Below are 23,098 nucleotides of genomic sequence, written 5' to 3'. Positions count from 1 at the left end.
AACACACAGCAAATTAATCAATTTGCAACTATTAGGAAAGCGAAAGCTTTCCTTTTTGCATAAAAAAGGCTATCTCTTTTGAGACAGCCTCTTATTGTTTTATAGTGCAGCAAAATTTTTATTAAAGAAGTCTTTAAATCTTTTATCTTTACAAAAAGAGAAGCAGTTCTTATATTTCTGGTATAGACAGTGAGGTAACGCAGAGCATAGCTTACTTCCCAAGTGGCGAAGTCTTTGTAGAGAACCATAAAAATAGCCCTAATGCACCATATAAATTTAATGGTAAAGAGCAGGATGACGAGACAGGTTACTATTATTATGGAGCGAGATATTATAATCCTAGGGTAAGTCTTTGGTTGAATGTCGACCCGCTGGTAGAGAAAACTATGCAACCATATACTTATGGGAACAATAACCCAATAGTTTTTACAGACCCAGATGGAAGAGCTGCTTATCCACCATTAGGATATAGAGGGAATAGTTGGATTGATAGCACAGGTGATTTTGTTAGGTCAATAGGAGGCGAATATATCAACAAGAGAGATGGTAAAATGTATGATAATGGAACTAGAGGAATGCGTCAGACAACACATATACAGTCTCTATATATCCCTGCACCTTCAATAGCTAACGAAACAAATTTTACTCTTAAAATTTGGAATAGAAATAATTCTGAAGGTGTAGTAAAAAACTACAAGAATACTCGTGATATAATTGTTGATTATCTTGCAGGTACTGGACCAGAAAATGCAATAATAAATTCTGGGGGAGCTTTAGAACAAGTTAAAAATTTGGAATCAGTCAAAGCAAATCTTAAAACTCTATTAGGAAAGTTAAATGATAATGGAGGTTATCATATTGGTGAAACCGAAGAATTATGGCACAACAATGGAAGTATCTTTGGACACGGAACCGAAGCTCTTCAGCTAATTGATGCAATAGCTAAAATGCCTGTAAATGGTAAAGCTTCTGCTTTTGATTCCGATTTAATTAATAATCCTATGAGTGCGGTTGGTTCATATGGTATGTCCGTTAGAGTAAACTCTGATTATAAAACGGCAACTGTGGGAGTTTATAATAGTCTATCACTTGGTTCAGGATTAGACAATATGTTTGGTAGCATTTCTAAACCTAGAAATGCAGGAGGTAATAATAAACTAACAAATACATATCAAATATATATTTGGACTGTACCTTTGAAAAACAAAAAATAATCATTTTATGAAACTATTGAAGCTAACTCCGTTTAAATTATTTTTAATTCCATTTCATATAATTTTTCTATATTTTTTTACGTATGGTAATGCATTTTTTATTCAAGCATTTTTTATTATAGTATTTTTATTATTAATTTTTATTTTTCTTCTTATTGATTTAGGATTAATATTTTTAATAAAAAAAAATCATTTATTAATATATGTGGAAGTCGGATTAATTATTGTGTATTTTATAACCATTTTATTATGTAAATCCCAAATGTTTGAAATGTTGCAAAATTTAATTCCAGATGCCCCTAAATAAAGTGTTTAAAACACACCGATAGCTCGGATTTTCCATCCGAGATTACAAACACTAAGAAGCCGTCTCACAACTGAGGCGGTTTTTCTTGTTAAAAAGTAAATAATTTTTCTATATTTTGATTTTTTTTGTATATTTATTTGGTAATCAATCAGATGTATGGCTTTTAAACATTATAACTTCCTCTCCCCGCTGCGCATTCTATGACTTTGAGCAATAACAAAAACATAGTCACTATAATTTGTAGTGGCTATGTTTAATAATCCGCTGCCGCGAGCATCTAGCTCGTGTGCCAGATAAAAGAAAAAACCACTGCTTTAACCCTTAATTTTAAATTAATATTTCGGTAAACCCGAAGCACTCTTTTCCTCTTCCAAAGCAGGCCTTCCAAACGTATCTTACCATAATACGTTTCAAAACCTCTGGTAGGGTATCTTGCTGAAAATCTTCGATTTTCTTGTGCCTTAAAATATATACAACAGAAATAAAACTTGCACCTCTGCGTATTTCCAACAAATTCAAATAACTTCGAAATGACTTTTAGCATATTTTCAACATTAAAGATACTATTTAATACATAATTAATTAAAAAAGCAATACTTTTAAGCAGTGAATTAGTTGAAAGAATTTTTAGTTGCATTACATAAAGAACTTTTATTGAAACATAATGACAACTAAACCGTTACACAATTTCCATATTCCCGTAATGGGATTGGCTTATACTATAGACAGCCCAATCCGCGTTGCACAATATGGAATTTCTTCTGTGATTTCCATCATTGATGATGAAATTCTGGAAAAAATGAAAAACTTTTACAACCAAAAGTTTAATCTTAATTATTCAGGAATCTCAACAAAAACAGAGGATTACAGAGCCAAAAGAATTACTGCTTATCTTGACATGGTAGATGATATCGTGAATGAAAAATTCGAATCTTTCAAACAGGAAATCAGTAAGAATAAAGAAGCTTTGAAAGACTTTGTGGCCATGCTGCCCAATACATCGGATCTGAAAAGCAGCCTTCAAAACCTCATTGCTCAAAAAGATAACTGGAGTGATAGTATTAAAAACTTTATCGAAACCAATCTGTTTCCGGGAAGTATTGATGTCAATATCATGACAAAAGTTGATAAAGACAACTATAAAAAGAACAAACAGCTTCCCGTCATATACAATGATGCCCATGCCTCACTCCGCGGTTTTGCAAAGAGTAAATTATCTTCTTCAATGGTTCTTTCGGCAGGAATGAATCCCCGTCTGTACAGTTATATGGAGGAATTTGATGATTTCTTTCCTGATGAAAACGGATATTTGAAAAAGAAAATCATTCTTAAAGTGAGTGACTTCCGTTCTGCCATCATTCAGGGGAATTTTCTGGCTAAAAAAGGTTTGTGGGTATCAGAGTACAGAATAGAATCGGGACTGAATTGTGGTGGCCATGCATTTGCAACAGAAGGAATGCTTTTAGGCCCTATTATGGAAGAATTCAGACAGAAGAAAAATGATCTGATACAGTCTGCTTATACATTAATGAACAATGCTTTACAGCAGAAGGAAAAACCTGTGCTGTCTCAACCTTTAGAAATGAAAATTACCGTACAGGGTGGAGTAGGTACCTCTGAAGAACATGAGTTTTTACTAAACACCTACAATGTAGACAGCGTAGGATGGGGATCTCCATTTTTATTGGTTCCTGAAGCCACTTCTGTAGATACAGAAACCCGAAATCTCCTTCTAAAAGCCAAAGAGAAAGACTTCTATCTGAGTCAGATTTCCCCTTTGGGAGTCCCTTTCAATACCATAAAAGGAACGTCTAATGAACTATTGAAAAACCAAAAAGAAGCCAAGGGAAGATACGGAAGCTCATGTCCCAAAAAACTACTAGCATTAAGCAAAGAATATTCTCCGGAAGGAACCTGTACAGCTTCCAGGAAATATCAGGATATTAAACTTAATGAACTGTATACTCAAAAAGAAACCCTTTCCGAAGAGGAATTTAATAAGAAAAAAAACGAAATTACAGATAAAGCCTGTCTTTGTGTTGGACTTGTGAATGCTGCCTACATGGAACAAGGAATAGAAATTAAAGGAGAGAAACAAGGCGTTGTGATCTGCCCGGGTCCAAATATTGCATTTTTTGATAAGGAAGTTTCCCTTTCGGAAATGGTAAAGCATATTTATGGCAATACCAACATTCTACCGGATAACAGCCGTCCTAATATGTTTATCAATGAGTTGAAAATGTATGTTGATTATCTGAAAAAAGAAATAACAGGCTCAACCCAGCAGATTACTCATTCCCAAACGAAAAAATGGAATGCCTTCAGAAAAAATATGCTGGAAGGAATAGAGTACTATCATCAGCTTTTTAATGCATCTTCATTCTTCAGACAGGGATTACAGACTATTAATAATCAGCTGCAGGAATATAAACTAATGCTGAACAGTATTGAAATTCCTCAGGTTGAAAAGTAATCGATGCTCTCGCTATTTTTTTAACATTGTTGGAAAATAAACGAGTAATCATCGGCTTTTTCATTTATAATAACTATAGATCGTATGGGTATTTTGAATAGCCCTACAGCACAATATTCCTTACCTTAGATCTCAGTTAGTAAAATTATTTTTATGGAAAAAAGAAAGATCAAAAATACTGATTTGGAAGTGGCTCCGGTTAATTTCGGAGGAAATGTTTTTGGATGGACCCTGGATGAAAAGCAGTCATTTGATATACTGGATCAGTTTACAGAAGCCGGATTCAATTTTATAGATACAGCAGACACCTATTCATGGTGGGTAAATGGAAGAGGCGGACAATCTGAAGAGATCATCGGAAAATGGATGAAAAGCCGTAATAACCGTAAGAATATTGTTCTGGCAACCAAAGTAGGTTCTGAAACAAAGGAACACGGTTATGATATCAGTAAAAAACATATTCTGAAATCAGTGGATGAATCTCTGCAAAGGCTTCAGACCGATCATATCGACCTTTATTATACGCATTTTGACGATAATATTACTCCTGTAGAGGAAACATTATCAGCTTATGATGAAATTATTAAAGCCGGAAAAGTACGTTATATTGCAGCATCCAATCTTTCTCCTGAACGTTTAAAGGCATCCTTTGAAGCTTCTGAAAAGAACAACCTGCCTAAATATGTTGCCTTACAGCCTCATTATAATTTATTGGAAAGAGAAGGGTTTGAAAAAAACTATGCTCCTTTGGTAGAACAGTTTGATCTGGGTGTATTTCCATACTGGTCCCTGGCAGCAGGATTCTTAACCGGAAAATACCGTGATGAAGCTGATTTAGCCAAAAGTGCAAGAGGAGAAGGTGTGAGAAAATATTTAAATCCTAAGGGTCTGGAAGTTTTAAAAGCATTAGATCAGGTGACTGAAAAACATCATAGCAATCAGGGAACTGTCGCTTTAGCTTGGTTATTATCCAATCCGTTGGTTACTGCTCCCATTGTAAGTGCAACAAGTTCTTCACAGCTTGAAACTTTGTTCAATGCACCAAAACTTACTTTAGATCAGGAAGATATTGATTTGCTTAACAAAGTAAGTCATTAATTTCTAACCTCATTATCAGATTAAAAAATCCGTTCAATACTAGATTGAACGGGTTTATTTTTATCTCAAATTTCACTTTATCAAAACATAATAAAGTAGTTTAGGTTTGTTTAGATTCCTACAGAATGACAAAGACTATGCAAAATGATGTCTATTTCTATTTGTCATTCGTAGGAATCTCAGTCCATTTTTTAGTAACAATTACATTTATTTTTTTGAAAACATTTAAGTCTATTGAAAATCATAGATTTTCAATTTTATCGAATTTCACAATTGAAAACGTGATATTCCCCTCCTGTGGAAGGGTTGCGAAAATTCAAAGAATTTTTGACAGGGTGGTCATAACATGATCTCATTAATCCGAATAATCCTTCAACAACTGTCTATAACTCATCAGAATGGAAGACTTGGAGATAAACCCTATAAAAACATTGTTTTCACTTACAACAGGAAGATTCCACACTCCGGTATCATCAAAGGTTTGAAGGATATCCAATGGTTTATTTTTCGGATGAAGTATGGCTTGCGGAGCTTTCATGATCTGACCTACTGTTTGCAACGGATCAATTTCTTTGTTAAAAAGATAAGGTCTTATATCATCAAGAGTCAGGACTCCTTTTAAGGTTCTGGAATCATCCACTACAGCAAAAATATTTTTGTCTCCATTCTTTACCAGCTCAAAAAGATCTGTAATAGAGGCGTTTTCCTGAATAGTCTGCGAATATTTATCGATAAAATCATCCGTTCTTAAAGCAAAAAGAAGGTTTTTATCATGTTTGTTGGTAAATATTTTTCCTTCATCTGCAAGAGACTTTAATTCCGGAGAGATCGGAGAGAACCATTTGGCAATAAGGTAAGACATAATGGAAACAATCATCAGCGGAATAAACAGGTCATATCCAAAACTGGACTCTGCAATCAAAAATATAGCTGTTAGTGGAGCATACATAACGCCACTCATCGCTCCTGCCATTCCTACCAATACAAGATTCGTTACCGGAACATCTGTAAAGCCAATATGCTGACAAACCAATGCAAATAAGTATCCTACAGTTCCTCCTGCAAAAAGAGAAGGAGCAAAATTCCCCCCGTTTCCACCACTGAATATGGTAAATGAAGTAGCAAAAGCTTTTAATAATAAGACAAGAACTAAAAATACAATAATCGTCCAGTCTCCAATTTCAAAATACCTGAAAAAGCTGTTTTCAATAATGGAATGGGTGTTTCCGTTGGTAAAAGCTTTTACCGTCTCGTATCCTTCTCCGAATAAAGGGGGAAAGAGAACACAAAGCAGGGATAGTACCGCACCTCCAAACATCGCTTTACGCATTTTTGAAAGCTGAAGACCTTTTATAAAATGTTCTACTTTTTGAGAAATAATGACAAAATATCTGGCATATAATCCGGTTACGATTCCTAAAATAAGGTAATAAGGTACATTTTTATAATTGAAAGCTTCTCTGGTATAAAACCTGAAAAGAACATCCTCCTGAAGTAATATTCTAGACAGAAGACTTCCGCAAACCGCTGCAACCACCAATGGAATAAAGTCTGTAAAAACTACACCGGTTAACAGAATTTCAAAAGCAAACATAATTCCGGCAATAGGAGCATTAAAAGCCGATGCAATTCCGGCAGTAGCTCCTGCAGCCAATAATAATGTACGTTCTTTATAATTCAATCTGTAAGTCTGTGCAAAATTTGAACCTATGGCGGCTCCTGTAACTGCAATAGGACTTTCCAAACCTGCAGATCCTCCCAACCCAACGGTAACTGCACTCTGGATCACCTGAGAATACATTTTGACAGATGCCACAATACTTGAGTTTTGGGCAATTTCATAAAGAATAGCACCAATTCCTTTTCGATCCTGACCTTTAAATAGGGTTAAAACAATCAATGTTGTCAGGACAATTCCTAAAAAAGGAAAAACAATATAAAATAAGATCTGATATTCGAAATGGACTTTATTGGTAATGAAATAATGGATGTTGTGTACCAGCGTTTTTAGGATTACCCCAGCCAATCCAGCCGTACAACCCACAAGGATTCCGGAAAGCACAAGAAACTGATTCCGGCTGAGTCTATTGTTCAGCCAATGCAGAATAAGCTCATAACTGCGGGCTTTTTCCAGTCCGTATTTCTGGAAATCTCTTTTAAATTTTAAAAAGCTTAGGTACTTTTTTTTGTTGTGAATTTTCACCAGAGAAGAATTTTAATGCAGGTCTCAATTTGAAACAGCAGCGTAAATTTATGAAATATCTGCTAAAAACTTCCCTAAAAGATCCTTTTAAAGTTTTTCAAGAAGTAATATAGAGACATTGATAGGTTGATTTACAAACAGAATAATTCATTCATAAAATAAGCTTCTGCGAAACAAAGTATGCATTCTATTGTATAAAAAGTAAATACCTTTTTTTACATTAACCAGTCAGCTGTTTTCAAAACAGGTAGATATTTTACCTGAAAACGGATACATTTTACTGATGGATGGTTTTAGAGTTTTAGAGTGAAAACTAAAGAAAAGCTGATAATAACAATTAATTATTCAAAAGAACTTTTATCTAGACTACTTTGGCTTTTCGGATTATTTTTGCCAGCAGGGAAGGAAAGAACCTTTTCAGATAAACTCCCAATACCTCTTTGCCGCCGATGGCTTTTTGATTTTTCTTTTTTTCAATAGCTCTAAGCATTTTTTGAGCGAAAACATCCACAGGCATTCCTTTCATAGTAGCATCATCCATAGTTCCCTGTGATGAACCGTCACCGGTTACCGCGTGAATGGAAATATTGGTTTGTATAAATCCCGGACAAATAATAGTTACTGAAATATTTTGAGTATATAATTCTGCACGCAACGCATCAAAGAAACCGTGAAGAGCATGTTTTGCGGCTGCATAGCCACTGCGCATCGGTGCCCCGAATATTCCCATAAGACTCGAAACTACAGCAATCTGCCCGCCTTTATTCTGGATCATATAAGGGACTACAGCTTTGGTTAGAGCCACTGTTCCGATAAAATCAACATCCATTAAACGCTTATCTACTTCTATATCCGTTTCCATGGCTAGAGAACGTTGGGAAAGTCCTGCATTATTGATGAGAATATCTATTTTTCCAAAGACTTTCACTGCTTTAGCTGCAATATCAGGCATTTCTTTATAGTTTTTCAGATCTAAAGGAATCACAGCATATCGGTTAACCGTAAGTCCGGCACTTTCTGCCACTTCATAGAGCTGTTCTTCATTTCTGGAAGAAAGAATAACCTTTGCGTTGCTTTTTTGTACCAATTCTTTTACTAAAGCTTCTCCAATTCCTGATGATGCTCCTGTAATCCAGATTACTTTATCGTTATAATAATTGCTCATTCTGAGTGTTATTCATTTGAATTATCTTTTTTTAATCCGGCAATATATTTTCCGGCTTTCATTCCTGAGAAAATACATCCGCCGAGAAATGTTCCTTCTAATGCTCTGTAGCCGTGCATTCCGCCGCCGCCAAAGCCTGCTACTTCACCTGCAGCATAAAGTCCTTCAATGGCGCTATCATCTTCTCTTAAAACCTGTCCGTTCAGATTGGTTTTTATTCCGCCAAGTGTTTTTCGGGTTAAAATATTCAGCCGTACCGCTATTAAAGGACCATTTTCAGGAGAAAGTATTTTATGTGGAGCAGCCACTCTTCCAAGCTTGTCTCCTAAATAGCTTCTGGTGCTCCTAATGTAGTTAACCTGTGTATCTTTTGAAAATTTATTGTCCAGTTCTCGGTCTCTGGCTTCGATCTGATATTTTATTTTTTCATAATTCAGAAGGTAGTCACCAGACAGCTGGTTCATTTTATCCACCAGATCTTTAAGGTTTTCCGAAACAATGAAATCCTTACCATGTTCTTTAAAGGCTTCTACAGGGCCGGGAGCTTTTTTACCAAAAATCCGTTTCAGAAAAAGGATATAATCTTTATTGGTAATATCCGGATTCTGTTCTGAACCTGAGAGTGCAAATTCTTTTTTAATGATTTTTTGTGTCAGAATAAACCAGGAATAAGAATATCCCGTATCCTGAATATATTTCAAAGTTCCCAGCGTATCAAATCCGGGAAGAAAAGGAGCGGGGAGGCGATTTCCTTTGGCATCAAACCATAAGGAAGAAGGTCCGGGCAATATTCTGATTCCGTGATTGGGCCAGATGGGATTCCAGTTTTGTAGACCTTCCGTATAATGCCACATTCTGTCGCGATTGATAATGTTGGCACCTGCATTTTCAGCAATACCAATCATTTTACCATCTACATAAGCAGGAACTCCACAAACCATATTTTCCGGAGGTGTTCCCAGTCTTTCAGGCCAGTTTTTCCTTACCAATTCGTGATTGGCTCCTATACCTCCTGAAGCGATGATAATATGAGCTGCGGAATATTCAAATTGTGAAATAATATTTCTATTGGTGGCAACGCCTCTTTCCTGAGTATCGTTTTCAAGAACATCACCTTTCAGACCAGTTACTTTTCCTTTTTCTACAACCAGTTCCGTAACTCTGTGCCGAAATTTCATTTGCAATAAGCCTTTTTCTTTGGCCTGATATGCTTTTTCCACAAAAGGCTTTATTACTCCTGTTCCGGTTCCCCAGCTTACATGAAAACGTGGAACAGAATTTCCATGTCCGTCAGCTGATCCGTCACCACGTTCTGCCCAACCCACCATAAACATGAGCTTGATTCCCAGTTTGGAAATATATTCGTATTTTTCACCTGCTGCAAACTTGAGATAAGCCTCTGCCCATTTTCGGGGCCAATAATCTTCTTCACGGTCAAAACCGGCAGTTCCTTTCCAGTCCTGTAGAGCCAGGTCATAAGAGTCCTTAATTCCTACTCTTCGTTGTTGGGGAGAATTAATCAGGAAAAGCCCGCCAAATGACCAGAATGCCTGTCCGCCCATATTCTGTTCTGTTTCCTGATCCAGCAAAAGAACTTTTTTCCCGGCATTCGTGATTTCCATTGCAGCAGTAAGTCCTGCCAATCCGGTTCCTATAATAATGGCATCAGGCTGGAATGTTTCTTCCATGATAAGGTATTTTTTGATTCACAATACTTTATATAAATGTATAAAATATTTGTACTTAAATAAGCAAAATACATTCAAAAACTATAAGGAAATATTGTAGTAACCAGAGATTTACAGATCTCCGTGTCACTTTTAGACCAAAGTCTCAAATTCTACCCTTGCTCCAAGATCTTCCAGTTGCTTACGATCATATTCCAGCCATTTACTGTAATCTGTTCTGAATAATATTTTTGGTTCTTTACTGAGTTGAAGAGCTTCTGTTCCGGAGAGACCGAATTCTTTTTTCAGTAATGCAATAACTTTCATTTTATTGGGACCGATATCGGCAATGTACAAGTTTACTTTTGAACCCATTGTTTCATAAGTTTCTAATGAGTTCGAAACACATTCATCATCTTCTTCTTCAATACTTATATATACTTCTTCCCACAAAGGATTTTCCAGATCTATATTTTCATCAAAATAATCTGTTAATCCTGCTTTATCAAACCTTAAACTTTGAATCTGAAGCAATACTTTCTGAAATTCAGTCAAATTTTCAGCTATTTTTACAGGCTTCCAATTTCCCTGTCCATGCCAAGCGAAATACACAGGAAACTCCTCTTTAGCTTCATTCAGATCTATAAAAAAAGGATCAGCAAAATAGTTGGAAGCCAAAACAATCCAACTTGGTTTGAATTCACCCGGAGCATCACTTGCCAAGACTTTATTCTCTACGGAATTATAATGATATCCATCCTGAAAATAATAAATATGCTCTATCGAGGCATAATTTTCAGGTAATGCAAGGCCTTCAATACAAACCGGATCTTTCAAAAACTCTGTAATAGCAGGAAATGGAGAAACTTTTTGCACTAACAAACTGTTTTCTTTTTCTCTTTTCTCAATTTCAGCAGCAGACAGTACATTTTGTACTCTGTCAAAAGGAAATTTTCTTTGCATCCAATGCATTAAATCACGATCTAAAACCTGTAAAAGCTCTTTCTGAAGCACACCATATGAACTCAGATAGACTTTTGTATCCTTATTATTTTTTGAAATAACAGCAACTTGGCCACCAGAATCATCTGCAATAGGAATATATTCAGGAAGAAATTCTTCAAATTCATGGGTATCATAGCGTTCTCTGATTTCTTCTTCAGTCCGGAATACGTGTACCACATTATAAACAATGTCTTCTTTATGTTTTTTGGTGAAAGTCTTTATAAAATCTGACCAATGATTAGGAAGATTGATTTCCATAGAATGAAAGAGTACTTTAAAATTATTGAAGTTGTTGTCAATTATTGACTGTGATTCATTTTTCACCACTAAAATACAAAAAGAGAATTCATTTGAAGCTTTATCTTTGTTAAAAATCATTACAATGGAAGAGTCTAAACCTTATCCGGTATTCGCAGTCGCTAAAGATGGAACCCGCCATAGCATTGATGCCACATCTATCATCATCCAGCTTGAAGAAGAGGAAATTGAAATATCACTGATTCCGTCACATCCTGTTTTTCAGGGAAAACTTACATTGGCAACAGCTCTGCCATTCTGGGACGGGAGCAGGAGAGAGGATTAGGAACCCAATTGATGATAGAGCCGGGAGCTGCTAATATTATCCATATTACTCCTAAAAAGAATAAAAACACTTAATAAAAGCTGAAGAATACAGGCATATAGCCCATTACAATTCAATAAATCATTTATATTTGTGAAAAATAGAAGTATGAAGTATTTGTTTATCATGGTGTGCTTTGTCTGCTCAGTTTTCAGTCAGGCACAGCAAACCCAGGATCCTTGGAAAGACAGCCAGCTAATGGATCCAGCATTATTAGCCTCAAGAATTGTAAAGCAGAGAACCAAAGATGTATTGATTATTTCGGTGGGCCCTGAAGCAATTATCAAAGGTTCTGTAGACATAGGACCAACCCATGAACCTGAGAATCTGGAAAAACTGAGAAATTATCTTAAAGATATTCCTAAAAATAAAGAAATAGTGATCTACTGTGGATGCTGTCCTTTTGTAAAATGTCCGAATATCCGTCCTGCATTTAACTTATTGATGGAAATGGGCTTTAAAAATGCCAAGCTTTTAAATCTTCCTAAAAATATAAAAACCGATTGGCTGGATAAAGATTATCCGACAAATGATTAATATGAAAACAAGTTTTACCATAGTGTTTTTAATCCTGTTTTCGGGATTTGTATTCGCTCAAAACAAAATTGAAGCAGGGAAGAAGGCTCCTGAAATAACAATGGCTAAACCGGATGGCTCTTTATTTTCCCTTTCAAGCTTAAAAGGAAAGCTGGTTCTAGTTGATTTCTGGGCCACCTGGTGCGCTCCCTGTGTAGAAGAGCAGCCTGAGCTGAAAAAGCTGTATGAAACCTATTCGGATCAGGTGAAAGCTAATAAGTTTGAAATTCTGGGGGTTTCTTTGGATAAGAATAAAGAGAGCTGGCAGAAAGCGATTGAACGATTTAATATCAACTGGATACAGATCAGTGATTTAAAATTCTGGAAAAGTCCTGTTGCTAAAGCCTATGAAATAGATGAGCTTCCTTTTAATGTAATCATTAACGGAGAAGGAACCATCATTGCTAAAAATCTTCACGAAAAGGAACTGGAAGAGTTTTTGAGAAAAAACTTAAGTCAAAATTAAAATCGAAAGATAATGATAAAGGAGTGGCCATCCGGACCACTCCTTTTTTGTGTCTTAGAATCGGAAACTGAATATTGATTATCTACCATCAATCGGAAGGCTATGGAGGGAAATTCATTCCCGATTGATACATGTTTTTTCAGTCAAGTTTTATTAATTTCTGTAACTAATGTCGTAAAAATAAGGATTAAATTTATAAAAATCACAATTAAGGGAATAATTTAAATGTTAAATTTTGCATTTACTTAATTAACAATTACTTAATAAATGGCAAAGAGAGATACTTGTTAACGTTAAGAAAAACAGGTTAGGCTCTATTTTAAAATTCTATATTAAAAAAAATGAAAAATTCATATACTGTTAGAAGCAATTGATATACAGTAAACTTCATTACTTTGGCATGCTAGCTATCTTAGCTGTATGAAAAAGAACTACTTCCTCAGATGTGCATTATCAGTCATCTTGCTTATGCATAGCGCAATCTCTATTTTTAGTGGAGATGTCAATAATTTTGGTATTAACTATCTGGATACCATAGGATTCTCTCCAATAGGACTGTATCTTGCCTGGTTAGTAAAACTTACTCACCTTGTTTCTGTTTTTCTTATCTGGAGAGACCGGTTTATAAAGCCCGTTGCTCTCTGTAACATCGTAATTTTTGCTTTGGGAATCTATTATATCCATTGGGAAAATGGTTGGTTTGTAGTAGGCGGAGGAACAAACGGAATCGAATTTAATATCCTGTTGATATTCAGTTTTATCAACCTAATGTTTCCTGAGGTCCGTTTAAAAAAAATCAATCAATAACATTTGAAGAATATTGTAACTGGATTCTTATTTTGTTTGAACCATTAAGATTTATGAAGCTTTCTTAATGGTTTAATAAAATAATTAGAAGCTGTTTGTAGATCAATGGCAGAAATTGGTAGACTTTATATTTCTATATTTGACTGAATCTTATTATTTTACATTTTTAAATGACAGCAAGTTTGAAATCAGATCACAAATCTAAGCTATACATTCATTTGCTTTTTTGGATATTGTACTATATTCTGGAGGCTTATCTTGACTTTTACTGGTCCAGATATCAGTTTCCAAATTTCAAATGGCAATTACGGTTTCAGAACACACTTATTCTGGAGCTAGGCTATTTTCTGGTTAAAATTCCTCTTGCTTATTCCTTGTTGTATGTATATGAAAAGGTTTATATTAACAAGATTCTTAAATATATTCTCTGCATTCTTGTTGTTATAGTAGCAGTTTTAGGGCATCGGTTTTTCACCCATTACATTATTTATCCTTACATCTATGGAGTTACAGAGACTTTGGATGGAAAACAACCTTCCGGACTTATCAATGGATTGGTAGCATTTAATTCCTTTATGGATCTTATTTTTATGGTAGGATTGGTTTTCGGGATAGAAATTACAAGACAGAAAAATATGTTGAAAGACCAGATTTCTCAATTGAAATCGGAAAAGCTGGATCAGGAACTTACAATGTTAAAAGCCCAGATTAATCCTCATTTTCTGTTTAATACATTGAATAATATCTACGGAATGGCTCTTAAAAAGGCAGATGAAACTCCCGACGTGATTCTTCAGCTTTCCAAAATCATGCGTTATAATATCTATGAAGCCGCTGAAAAAAACATTTCCATAGAAAAAGACATTGAAAATATTAAGGATTTTATACAGATCCAAAAAATAAGACATCATCATCTTAGCGTACATTTCCAGGAAAATATTGATAATCCCGCTCAGGAAATCTCACCGCTTATTCTGATTCAGTTTGTTGAAAATGCTTTTAAACATGGTGTTTCCGAAAGTTTTGGAGAAGCTTTCATCTCCATTGATATTGAACTGAAAGGTGGAATTCTTACCTATTGTATTGAAAATTCAAAAGAAGAAAACCCTCATCAGCATTCTACCAAAATAGGACTGAAAAACATCCGCCGCCAGCTTGAACTGCTTTATCCTAACCATAAACTGAGTGTTGAGGATAAAACTGACCGATATATTGTGCAACTCAAAATTGATTTCAATGATACATCCAGCCTCTAAAAAATACAATTGCATTATTGTAGAAGACGAACCGATTGCCGCAGAAATTCTGGAAACATTTATTTCCCGGGACCCGGAACTGAATCTTATAGGGAAATGTTCTGATGCAGTCTACGCAAGCAATCTTTTGAGTATTCATGAGGTAGATCTTATGTTTTTAGACCTTCATCTTCCTGTGGTGAAAGGCTTTGATTTTTTGAAAAAACTAAAGAATCCTCCGCTTGTGATTGTTACAACAGCCTATCATCAATATGCCATAGAAGGATATGAACTGGATATCGCAGATTATTTGCTGAAACCTATTCCTTATGAGCGTTTTGTTACGGCCGTTGGGAAGTTTAAATATTTAATGGAAGCGGAAGATGCCTTATTAGAAATAGCTGAGCGTGATTATATCTTTATTAACAGTGGAAAAAAACAGGTTAAAATTATCCTTCAGGACATATTTTATATCGAAAGCTTAAGGGAATACATTCATATTCATACCAAAACGGAAACATTCACCTTCAAAATGCCTATTAGTAAAATAGAGGAGAGTTTGAACCCCAACATGTTTATCCGTATTCATAAATCTTATATTATTTCCAAACCCAAAATAGAGGTGAAATCAGCAGCCGTTGTACAGGTAAAAGGAAAGAAACTTCCTATTGGCAGAACTTACAAACCGTTTATTGATTTGTAGTGTCCGTGATGAAGTATTGTGCTTTTTAAAACCACCCCGTCAAAAATTATCTGAATTTTTGCCACCTCTCCGGAGGGAAATGTTTAGTCCTTCAATGGTAATAGCTGTAAAGGTTATAAATTTTCAAAAAAGCAGAAATGCTTTAAAGGCTTCCTGTCTTTCTATTTAGGCAATAAGCAAAATAATTTCCACAACTCATTACTCATTACTCATTACTTATATTTTAGTAGACTGCATTCTGCTATTGATATATAGATTTCATTATATTCTTCACCAATTATTGAATTTTGATTAAACAATAAACAAAATCAATAATTATGAAATACAAGTTGAAGCTTTTAAGTGCAGGCGTCGCTTTTTTTATCGGAAGCGAAACCTATTTCAGCCAGAACAGGCAAGACACTCTTAAAACCCAGAATATTGAAGGGATTGTTGTCACCGCACTAGGCATTAAAAGGGAAAAAAAATCTCTGGGATATTCTACACAGGAAGTAAAAGGTGAAGATATCAACAAAAATCCCACTACCAATTTTTTGAATAATTTATCAGGAAAAGTGGCAGGACTTGAGATCAGGCAGTCTACCAATTTTGGGGGCTCCATAGATGCCGTTTCAAGGGGATATAAATCTATTTTAGGGGATAATCAGGCTCTTTTTGTAGTGGATGGGGTTCCTATTATCAACAGGAATATCAATTCCACAGTTCAGCAGAATGGATTTGGAGGGTATGATTACGGAAGTCCTGTTTCAGATATCAATCCTAATGATATTGAAACTGTAAATGTATTAAAAGGAGCTGCTGCAACAGCTTTATACGGATCAAGAGCTCAAAATGGCGCGATTATCATCACCACAAAAAAAGGTAACAAAAATGCACAGGGAATCGGTCTGGAATATAGTGGAAGTATTTCTGTTTCTACAGTTGACAAATCTACCTTTCCTGAATACCAGACTCAATACGGACAGGGATATTGGGGAAATGTGTTTCCATTGTATCAGAATTCACCCATGGCGATTTTTTGGCATGATGCTTCTTATGGAGCGCCCTATGATCCTAATCTCATGGTATGGCAGTATGATGCATTCATTCCTGGTTCCCAAAATTTTGGAAAAAAAACACCATGGATAGCAGCTAAAAACGGACCGATTACCTTCTTTGAAAAGGCTATTAACCAAACCAATAATATCGCTTTGAGTGGCGGAAATGATAAAGCAACCTTCAGACTGAGCTATTCTAATACCAATGCTACGGACATTATGCCTAATTCTTCTTTAATGAAAAACAATTTTGGAGGAAATGCATCTTATAAGATCACAGATAAGCTTACAGCTACCATTTTTGCCAATTATATTACACAAAGAACCAAAGGACGAAATTCCACAGGATATACTGATAATATTATGAGCGGATTCCGCCAGTGGTGGGCAACCAATATAGACCTTCAGTACCAGAAATATCTTTATGACACTCACAATAAAAACTACACATGGAATATACAAGGACCTGATAATCTTTCTCCTTCCTATTGGGATAATCCCTATTTCTCCCGGTATCAAAATTATCAGAATGACAAAAGAGATCGTTTTGCCGGAAACTTCAGCTTGAGCTATGATCTTTCAAAAAGTATTAACATTCTGGGAAGGGTAGGTATTGACGGATATACAATGATTACTGAAGAAAGAAAAGCTGTAGGTTCTATGCCAGCCTTTTTCAGTTTTAATCTGATAGAACAGCCGTCGGGGTATGCAGTAACCAATCTCCGCTTTACAGAAACCAATTATGATCTGATTGCTACTTATAAAAAGAATATTACAGAGGATTTAAATCTACAGGCCTTATTGGGCGGAAATGTGAATGTCCAGTCAAATTATTCCAATGCACAGACAACAACAGGAGGTTTATATATTCCGGATCTTTATACCATCTCCAATTCGATTACAACTCCTGCCAAACCTATTACAATAGACAACACAAAATATATTTACGGGGCTTTTGTTCAGGCTTCTTTAGGATATAAAAACACGTATTATCTGGAAGGAACTTTCAGAAGGGATCAGTCTACCTCATTACCTAAAGAAAAACAGGTGTATTATTATCCTTCGGTTTCTGCCAGTGTTGTATTCTCTAATCTGTTGAAACAAGAATGGTTAAGCTTCGGAAAGATAAGAGCAGCTTATGCAGAAGTAGGGTCGGATACCAATGCAGATCAATTAAGGAACAGATATATTCCTCAGGCCTCTTTAGAAAATAATCCTGTATACTCTTACAATACATCTTTAAGGAATGCCGACCTGCTTCCACAGAAACTTAAAAATTTTGAAATAGGAACCAATATGCAGTTTTTTAAAAACAGGGTAGGATTAGACCTTTCATGGTTCCGGAATATTGCATTTAATCAGATATTGCCACTTCCCATTTCTCTGGCAACAGGCTCTCTGTCTAAAATTCAGAATACAGGTGAACTCACCACAAAAGGGGTTGAACTTACTTTAAATATAACTCCATTGAAATCTGAACATTTTACCTGGGACATGGCTATCAACTGGTCTAATCCCAAAACCAAAATCACTGCACTACGGGAAGGTATAGAAAATATTACTCTGGGTACATTACAGGGCGGGATCACCATTAACGCTCCACTCAACGAAGAATATGGAAGCATCTGGGGATCGGATTTTGTATACGATCCCAATGGAAATAAAATTATAGGAAGTAATGGAGCTTATCTGCATACGGATGACAGCAATCATAATCTGGGAAGCTTTCAGTCTGATTTTGTGGCAGGTCTAAATAATTCTTTTACCTATAAAAATTTTAATCTAAGCTTTCAGATCGATTGGAAAAAAGGAGGTAAAGTATTTTCTCTCGATCAGTATTATGGGTATGGGACAGGGCTTTATCCGGATTCTGTAGGATTTAATGACCTTGGGAATCCTATCAGAAATACACTGGAAAACGGAGGTGGTGTTATTTTACCGGGTGTAATGCAGGATCCTAATAATCCGGGGCATTATATTCCTAATACGATTCGTCTAGACCGTTCAATGTCTAGCCAGACTCTGGAAACCGATCCACCTGTGGCCGCGTTTGTTTATGATGCTAGTTTTATCAAACTGCGTCAGGTATCTGTTTCTTACACCTTCAACAATCAATTTTTAAAAAAGGCCGGAATTCAGAATCTTACCCTTGGTCTGATAGGAAGTAACCTATGGATTATTCATAAAAATCTTCCGTATGCAGATCCGGAATCCGGTCTTTCATCGGGAAGCATCCAGGGATATCAATCCGGAGTAATGCCTGCTACCAAAAACTTCGCCTTCAATCTGAAAGTTAATTTTTAAAAACTATTACAATGAAAAATATTATCATAAGTTCTCTTTTAGCACTGATACTAACAGGCTGCACCTCAGATAATGTGAATGATGATCCCCATGTAGCCTACAATATGGCTCCTGAACCTCTTCTCACGTATGCAGAAAAAGAACTCAGTGACTATATGACCACTCCAAGCGTCAATGAGAACAATTTCCGTCTTACCATGCAGTACTGGCAGGAAGTAACTTACGTAAGTGAGAGCAATTATAATTTTACGGCAAGAAATGTCTCTAATAATGTCTGGGCAGACAATTATGTGAATGTCCTTAACAATCTGAATAAGGCTAAAGAACTGATAGAACAATTTCAGCCGACAGCCTCAGAGCTGAATGCCTGGCCTGCAAAAAAACAGAATCAGTTAGCTATTATTGATATTCTCTCGGTATATACATTTCAAACCATGGTTGATACTTTCGGTGACGTTCCTTACAGTCAGGCTCTTAATAATGAAAAGTTTCCTCTTCCCATCTACGACGATGATACACAGATTTATGAAAAATTAATTACCCGTTTAAAAACAGATATCAATAATCTGGAAGAAGGAGAAGGAAGTTTCGGCTCAGGAGATATCTTTTATCAAGGTGATATAGGAAAATGGAAAAAGTTTGGAAATTCGCTGCTTCTAAAATTAGGAATTACTCTTTCAGACGTTAATCCTTCATTGGCTCAATCTACTATTAATACAGCCATTACCGGAGGAGTCATTACCAATGAAACAGATAATGCTAATTTCAGATATCAGGCAGAAACCCCCAACTTTAATCCACTGTTTGAAAACCTTGCCAATAGTGGGCGGAATGATTTTTTTGGTGGAAAACCTTTTATAGATTTTTTAAATGCAACCTCCGATCCCAGAAGAGCTCAATACTTTCATGATGTAAATGGTCAATATATCGGCCAGATTATCGGGTTATCAGGTGTTTTCACAGATTTTTCAGCTCCCGGAATCTTTGCTTACATTCCTATTACTCCCGGAAAAATAATGACCCATACTGAAGTGGCTTTTTATATAGCAGAAGCGGCAGCCAGATTCGGAATTGGTGGGAATCCTGATGCTCTTTATCAGAATGCCGTACAGGCGTCTTTCCAGGAATGGGGATTTTCTGCTCAGGATTCTCAGACTTATCTTTCAAACCATCCTTATGATGCTGCCAATTGGAAAAAATCTATCGGAGAACAGGCCTGGGTTGCCATGTACAACCATCCCGTAGTATCCTGGAACTTTTACCGCAGATTAGATTATCCGGTTTTACAGGCTCCACCTACTGCTATTGCCAATGCAGGTGGAAAAGTTCCTGTAAGACTTCAATATCCAACGTTAGAGGCTACTACCAATGGTACTAATTATGCTAAAGCTGCAACAGCCATTGGAGGTGATAAGCTTACCACCAGAGTTTTTTGGGATGTTCAGTAGAAAGCTGGGAGAAGGAAGAGGGAAGCTGGAAGTTAGTGTAGAACACAGTATAAATTTTTCTATTTTTTCATATCTATTATTTTGTAAGCTATTTAAGCCTGTGTTCCTACAATGCAGGCTTTTTCTTAGATGTTTAAAACCATTCATAGACAATAATTCTCTTTTTATAGATGTTTTTTCCGGTTTACTACTCATTTAGTCATCTTTGAAGTGTAAATAATAAATGATTAAAATTATGAACGTACACGGAATTCAAAGACTGATGAGCAGTTTTATAGTAATGGTATTGGTGGGAAGCCTATTTTTAAGCTGTAAAAGCAATGATGATAATGATGATCCTACACCAACATCGAACCAGAGTATTGATCCGGTAGTGGGAACATTTAAAGGAACTATTAGAATTGCTACTCAAGATTATTATGACGCTATTGTTGTGGTTTCAAAAGTAGATGCCTCTCATATTAAGGTTCAGCCCAAATCCGGCGAAGTGTATTCTGTAGCAACACCTAAAGTCTTAAGTGCTGTAAACCCTGTAGGCGTAGGAGTGGGAGGAAATGATCCTGAAGGAAGCGTTAACTATCTTATCTCGACAAAAGCTTTACAGATCAGTACGAAAAAAACAGCTGCCACTGATGTGGAATTTTATTACGAAGGAACAAAACAATAATAAACCTGAATTCGGGTAAAGAGAACTAAGATTTAAGGTTGGAAGTTGGAAGAAAGAGGCTGAAAGTTACTTTTAATTATAAAGACGACAGTCAGTATACAATTAAATTACCTTAAAAAAGAGAAAACAGCTATTGTTTATGCCCTTCATAACTTCCTTCTTTCAGCTCCCAGCTTCAAACCAATCTAAACCAGAAATTCTTATCCTTAAGGTTGTGAAATAAATATAATGTAGTTGGTTTATTATTCTCATGTTGAATAATAGCTTGGCTTAATGATTAGTGATAATCTTAAGCCATTTTTTATTTAAAAAAGTTTCAGACCAATGATTCCGACTACAATCAGTAATGCCGATAATAATCTTAAAATACTTGCTGAATCCTGAAAAAACAGCACACCTACCAATAAAGTTCCTACCGCACCAATTCCTGTCCACACAGCATATGCTGTTCCAATAGGAATACTTTTCTGAGCATACCAGAGAAATGCGCCACTCACCGTCATACATGCAATTGAAAATATGATCCAGTTCCATTTATTATTTTCAGGCTGCTGAGATAATTTAAGACCCAATGGCCATCCGATTTCAAAAATTCCTGCGATAATTAATGCAATCCAGTTCATACGATTTATTTTAATGTTTAGAAATAAAAATAGTCTTTATTCTCTACTTCTTATTACCATGCAAAATTACCATAACCTATTCATATTTAAAGGAATAAACTAAGTGATCCTGCAAAAAACACAGGTAAAGCGTATTATACAGAGAGTGAATCGTTAAATATTTTAAAATCAAACCTAAGTCGAAAGATCGAGAATATTAATACCTTTAAGCTATAAAATGTCAATAACATAAATCATTATATAAATTAAAACAATCAATTCGCTTACAACATGTTAACAGATATCATTAAACCTAATCTCGATGTTATTTTTTGTGGAATTAATCCCGGTTTGAAATCATCAAATGACGGTCACCATTTTTCAGGAAGAAGCAACCGTTTTTGGAAAGTCCTTCATCAATCCGGATTTACTCCTTACGAAATTGAGGCGGTAAATGATACTGTTATTTTGAATTTCGGATGTGGCTTAACAACAGCTGTTGCAAGGGCGACTTCCCGTGCTGACGAACTTTCAAAGGATGAATTTGATGATGCTCTTGAAACTTTCACCACCAAAATAGCAGAGTTCCATCCCCAATATCTAGCTTTTCTGGGCAAAGCTGCTTATAAAGCTTTTTTTAAAAAGAAAGAAATCCCATGGGGACAACAGCCAGAGGAATTCTGTGGGGTTAAAGTATGGGTTTTGCCCAATACCAGTGGATTGAATCGTGGATTTTCTCTTGATGATCTTGTGGGGTATTATAAAGAGCTTTATCAGACCATTCATCAGTAGTAAGGTCTATATTTTGTTAGGCTTGCTTACATATTTGTTTCCCTTCACAAAAAAACGCCAAGGCAACAATGCATCTTCCTGTGCATAAGCCACTCCTATACGAGGCCCTGTTACAATAGCATCAGAAGTATACTGAATCCCATGATCTTCAATCCAGATTTCATTTCCATTCAGATCTTTTTTATTGAATGAACGATCAATTCCCAATGCTTTAGCAGCAGATCCGGGGCCGGAGGAAATCGCAGCTTTGGAAACAGGCATATTTCTTCTGAGTTCCATAATTTCTGTTCCTATCAATGGTTCAACAGCCCTTATCAGAACGGCATGAGGATCATCCTCCACAGAAGTCACTACATTGAAAAGGTGATGAATTCCATAGCATAAATAAACATAGGAAACTCCACCATGATTGTACAAGGTTTCTGTGCGATCTGTACGTCTGCCACCATAAGCATGAGACGCTTTGTCTTTCACCCCAAAATAAGCTTCTGTTTCTACAATAATACCGGCTGTTATTTCGCCATCAATATCTGTGAAAAGCACTTTTCCCAGAAGATCCTGAGCCAGAAAAAGAACGTCTTGATTGGAATAATAGGAGAGTGGTAGTTTCAACGAGTTGGTTTTTGTCAATTCTTCACTCAAAATTAGTGATAATTTGTTAAATGAAAGGCTGGAAGACGGGAGCTGGAAGGTACTATTAGGTAATT

Annotated in this window: 19 protein-coding genes; 13 read left to right on the top strand and 6 right to left on the bottom strand. The window is 35.9% G+C overall.

The features are described 5' to 3' along the window. Positions 1-173 precede the first annotated feature (173 nt). The 3 genes from J2772_RS03765 (at position 174) to J2772_RS03755 (ending at position 5,092) form a co-directional block, all read left to right on the top strand. Positions 174-1,214 (top strand): RHS repeat-associated core domain-containing protein, encoded by a 1,041-nt coding sequence (locus tag J2772_RS03765; RefSeq protein WP_317194478.1) that lies wholly within the window; start codon positions 174-176, stop codon positions 1,212-1,214. Between the two features lie 971 nt (positions 1,215-2,185). Continuing rightward, a complete protein-coding gene (locus tag J2772_RS03760) occupies positions 2,186-3,994 on the top strand; it encodes a hypothetical protein (protein ID WP_209913410.1) in 1,809 nt (602 codons plus the stop codon). A 153-nt stretch (positions 3,995-4,147) separates the two neighbouring features. Then, positions 4,148-5,092: an aldo/keto reductase gene (locus tag J2772_RS03755; protein WP_209913408.1), complete on the top strand. Its 945-nt coding sequence runs from the start codon at positions 4,148-4,150 to the stop codon at positions 5,090-5,092. 355 nt (positions 5,093-5,447) lie between these two features. Here the strand turns inward: J2772_RS03755 and J2772_RS03750 are convergent, their stop codons facing one another. The 4 genes from J2772_RS03750 to J2772_RS03735 form a co-directional block, all read right to left on the bottom strand. Next, a complete protein-coding gene (locus tag J2772_RS03750) occupies positions 5,448-7,295 on the bottom strand; it encodes a chloride channel protein (RefSeq protein WP_209913406.1) in 1,848 nt (615 codons plus the stop codon). 361 nt (positions 7,296-7,656) lie between these two features. After that, positions 7,657-8,460 carry an SDR family oxidoreductase gene (locus J2772_RS03745; RefSeq protein ID WP_209913404.1) on the bottom strand — a complete coding sequence of 268 codons (804 nt, stop codon included), beginning with the start codon at positions 8,458-8,460 and terminating at the stop codon, positions 7,657-7,659. An 8-nt stretch (positions 8,461-8,468) separates the two neighbouring features. Beyond that, entirely contained in the window at positions 8,469-10,148 is a 1,680-nt protein-coding gene (locus J2772_RS03740; protein ID WP_209913402.1) for an FAD-binding dehydrogenase, read from the bottom strand. A gap of 132 nt (positions 10,149-10,280) precedes the next feature. Continuing rightward, on the bottom strand, positions 10,281-11,510 hold the full coding sequence (locus J2772_RS03735; RefSeq protein WP_209913400.1) for an SMI1/KNR4 family protein: 1,230 nt from the start codon (positions 11,508-11,510) through the stop codon (positions 10,281-10,283). A 4-nt stretch (positions 11,511-11,514) separates the two neighbouring features. Between J2772_RS03735 and J2772_RS03730 the strand changes: the two genes are divergently transcribed. The 9 genes from J2772_RS03730 (at position 11,515) to J2772_RS03690 (ending at position 20,997) form a co-directional block, all read left to right on the top strand. Continuing rightward, a complete protein-coding gene (locus J2772_RS03730; RefSeq protein ID WP_209913398.1) occupies positions 11,515-11,715 on the top strand; it encodes a hypothetical protein in 201 nt (66 codons plus the stop codon). A 147-nt stretch (positions 11,716-11,862) separates the two neighbouring features. Further along, positions 11,863-12,291 (top strand): rhodanese-like domain-containing protein, encoded by a 429-nt coding sequence (locus J2772_RS03725; protein WP_209913396.1) that lies wholly within the window; start codon positions 11,863-11,865, stop codon positions 12,289-12,291. A gap of 1 nt (position 12,292) precedes the next feature. Further along, entirely contained in the window at positions 12,293-12,796 is a 504-nt protein-coding gene (locus J2772_RS03720; protein WP_245365095.1) for a TlpA family protein disulfide reductase, read from the top strand. A 420-nt stretch (positions 12,797-13,216) separates the two neighbouring features. Then, a complete protein-coding gene (locus J2772_RS03715; RefSeq protein WP_209913392.1) occupies positions 13,217-13,603 on the top strand; it encodes a DoxX family protein in 387 nt (128 codons plus the stop codon). Between the two features lie 182 nt (positions 13,604-13,785). Beyond that, entirely contained in the window at positions 13,786-14,859 is a 1,074-nt protein-coding gene (locus tag J2772_RS03710; RefSeq protein ID WP_209913390.1) for a sensor histidine kinase, read from the top strand. Then, on the top strand, positions 14,840-15,541 hold the full coding sequence (locus J2772_RS03705) for a LytR/AlgR family response regulator transcription factor (RefSeq protein WP_209913388.1): 702 nt from the start codon (positions 14,840-14,842) through the stop codon (positions 15,539-15,541). The genes J2772_RS03710 and J2772_RS03705 overlap by 20 nt, the downstream gene beginning before the upstream one ends. Positions 15,542-15,858: 317 nt before the next feature. After that, complete coding sequence (locus J2772_RS03700) at positions 15,859-18,882, top strand: SusC/RagA family TonB-linked outer membrane protein (protein ID WP_209913386.1); 3,024 nt, start codon at positions 15,859-15,861, stop codon at positions 18,880-18,882. Positions 18,883-18,893: 11 nt separating this feature from the next. Beyond that, positions 18,894-20,330, top strand: coding sequence for a SusD/RagB family nutrient-binding outer membrane lipoprotein (locus tag J2772_RS03695; RefSeq protein ID WP_209913384.1), 1,437 nt, complete (start codon positions 18,894-18,896; stop codon positions 20,328-20,330). A gap of 235 nt (positions 20,331-20,565) precedes the next feature. Next, positions 20,566-20,997: a hypothetical protein gene (locus J2772_RS03690; RefSeq protein ID WP_209913382.1), complete on the top strand. Its 432-nt coding sequence runs from the start codon at positions 20,566-20,568 to the stop codon at positions 20,995-20,997. A 305-nt stretch (positions 20,998-21,302) separates the two neighbouring features. Here J2772_RS03690 and J2772_RS03685 read toward each other — a convergent pair whose 3' ends face one another. Then, positions 21,303-21,620, bottom strand: coding sequence for a DMT family transporter (locus J2772_RS03685; protein ID WP_209913379.1), 318 nt, complete (start codon positions 21,618-21,620; stop codon positions 21,303-21,305). A gap of 270 nt (positions 21,621-21,890) precedes the next feature. On the opposite strand from J2772_RS03685, the gene mug reads away from it, so the two are divergent. Then, the gene (gene mug, locus J2772_RS03680; protein ID WP_209913377.1) at positions 21,891-22,391 is read left to right on the top strand and encodes a G/U mismatch-specific DNA glycosylase; all 501 of its coding nucleotides are present in this window, start codon (positions 21,891-21,893) and stop codon (positions 22,389-22,391) included. Between the two features lie 6 nt (positions 22,392-22,397). On the opposite strand, the gene J2772_RS03675 is transcribed toward mug, so the two are convergent. Beyond that, complete coding sequence (locus J2772_RS03675) at positions 22,398-23,003, bottom strand: DNA-3-methyladenine glycosylase (RefSeq protein WP_209913375.1); 606 nt, start codon at positions 23,001-23,003, stop codon at positions 22,398-22,400. Positions 23,004-23,098: the final 95 nt, after the last annotated feature.

It is taken from the genome of Chryseobacterium jejuense, assembly GCF_017877355.1.
Classification (GTDB): domain Bacteria; phylum Bacteroidota; class Bacteroidia; order Flavobacteriales; family Weeksellaceae; genus Chryseobacterium; species Chryseobacterium jejuense_A.
The sequence above is the reverse complement of the archived record's forward strand: the minus strand, read 5'-3'. Positions and strand labels throughout refer to the sequence as shown.

Bases quoted from the DNA above. Each gene is read 5' to 3' on its own strand.
- J2772_RS03760 (WP_209913410.1), top strand. From the start codon at position 2,186: ATGACAACTAAACCGTTACACAATTTCCATATTCCCGTAATGGGATTG.
- J2772_RS03755 (WP_209913408.1), top strand. From the start codon at position 4,148: ATGGAAAAAAGAAAGATCAAAAATACTGATTTGGAAGTGGCTCCGGTT.
- J2772_RS03745 (WP_209913404.1), bottom strand. From the start codon at position 8,460: ATGAGCAATTATTATAACGATAAAGTAATCTGGATTACAGGAGCATCA.
- J2772_RS03740 (WP_209913402.1), bottom strand. From the start codon at position 10,148: ATGGAAGAAACATTCCAGCCTGATGCCATTATTATAGGAACCGGATTG.
- J2772_RS03735 (WP_209913400.1), bottom strand. From the start codon at position 11,510: ATGATTTTTAACAAAGATAAAGCTTCAAATGAATTCTCTTTTTGTATT.
- J2772_RS03730 (WP_209913398.1), top strand. From the start codon at position 11,515: ATGGAAGAGTCTAAACCTTATCCGGTATTCGCAGTCGCTAAAGATGGA.
- J2772_RS03725 (WP_209913396.1), top strand. From the start codon at position 11,863: ATGAAGTATTTGTTTATCATGGTGTGCTTTGTCTGCTCAGTTTTCAGT.
- J2772_RS03720 (WP_245365095.1), top strand. From the start codon at position 12,293: ATGAAAACAAGTTTTACCATAGTGTTTTTAATCCTGTTTTCGGGATTT.
- J2772_RS03715 (WP_209913392.1), top strand. From the start codon at position 13,217: ATGAAAAAGAACTACTTCCTCAGATGTGCATTATCAGTCATCTTGCTT.
- J2772_RS03705 (WP_209913388.1), top strand. From the start codon at position 14,840: ATGATACATCCAGCCTCTAAAAAATACAATTGCATTATTGTAGAAGAC.
- J2772_RS03700 (WP_209913386.1), top strand. From the start codon at position 15,859: ATGAAATACAAGTTGAAGCTTTTAAGTGCAGGCGTCGCTTTTTTTATC.
- J2772_RS03695 (WP_209913384.1), top strand. From the start codon at position 18,894: ATGAAAAATATTATCATAAGTTCTCTTTTAGCACTGATACTAACAGGC.
- J2772_RS03690 (WP_209913382.1), top strand. From the start codon at position 20,566: ATGAACGTACACGGAATTCAAAGACTGATGAGCAGTTTTATAGTAATG.
- J2772_RS03685 (WP_209913379.1), bottom strand. From the start codon at position 21,620: ATGAACTGGATTGCATTAATTATCGCAGGAATTTTTGAAATCGGATGG.
- mug (WP_209913377.1), top strand. From the start codon at position 21,891: ATGTTAACAGATATCATTAAACCTAATCTCGATGTTATTTTTTGTGGA.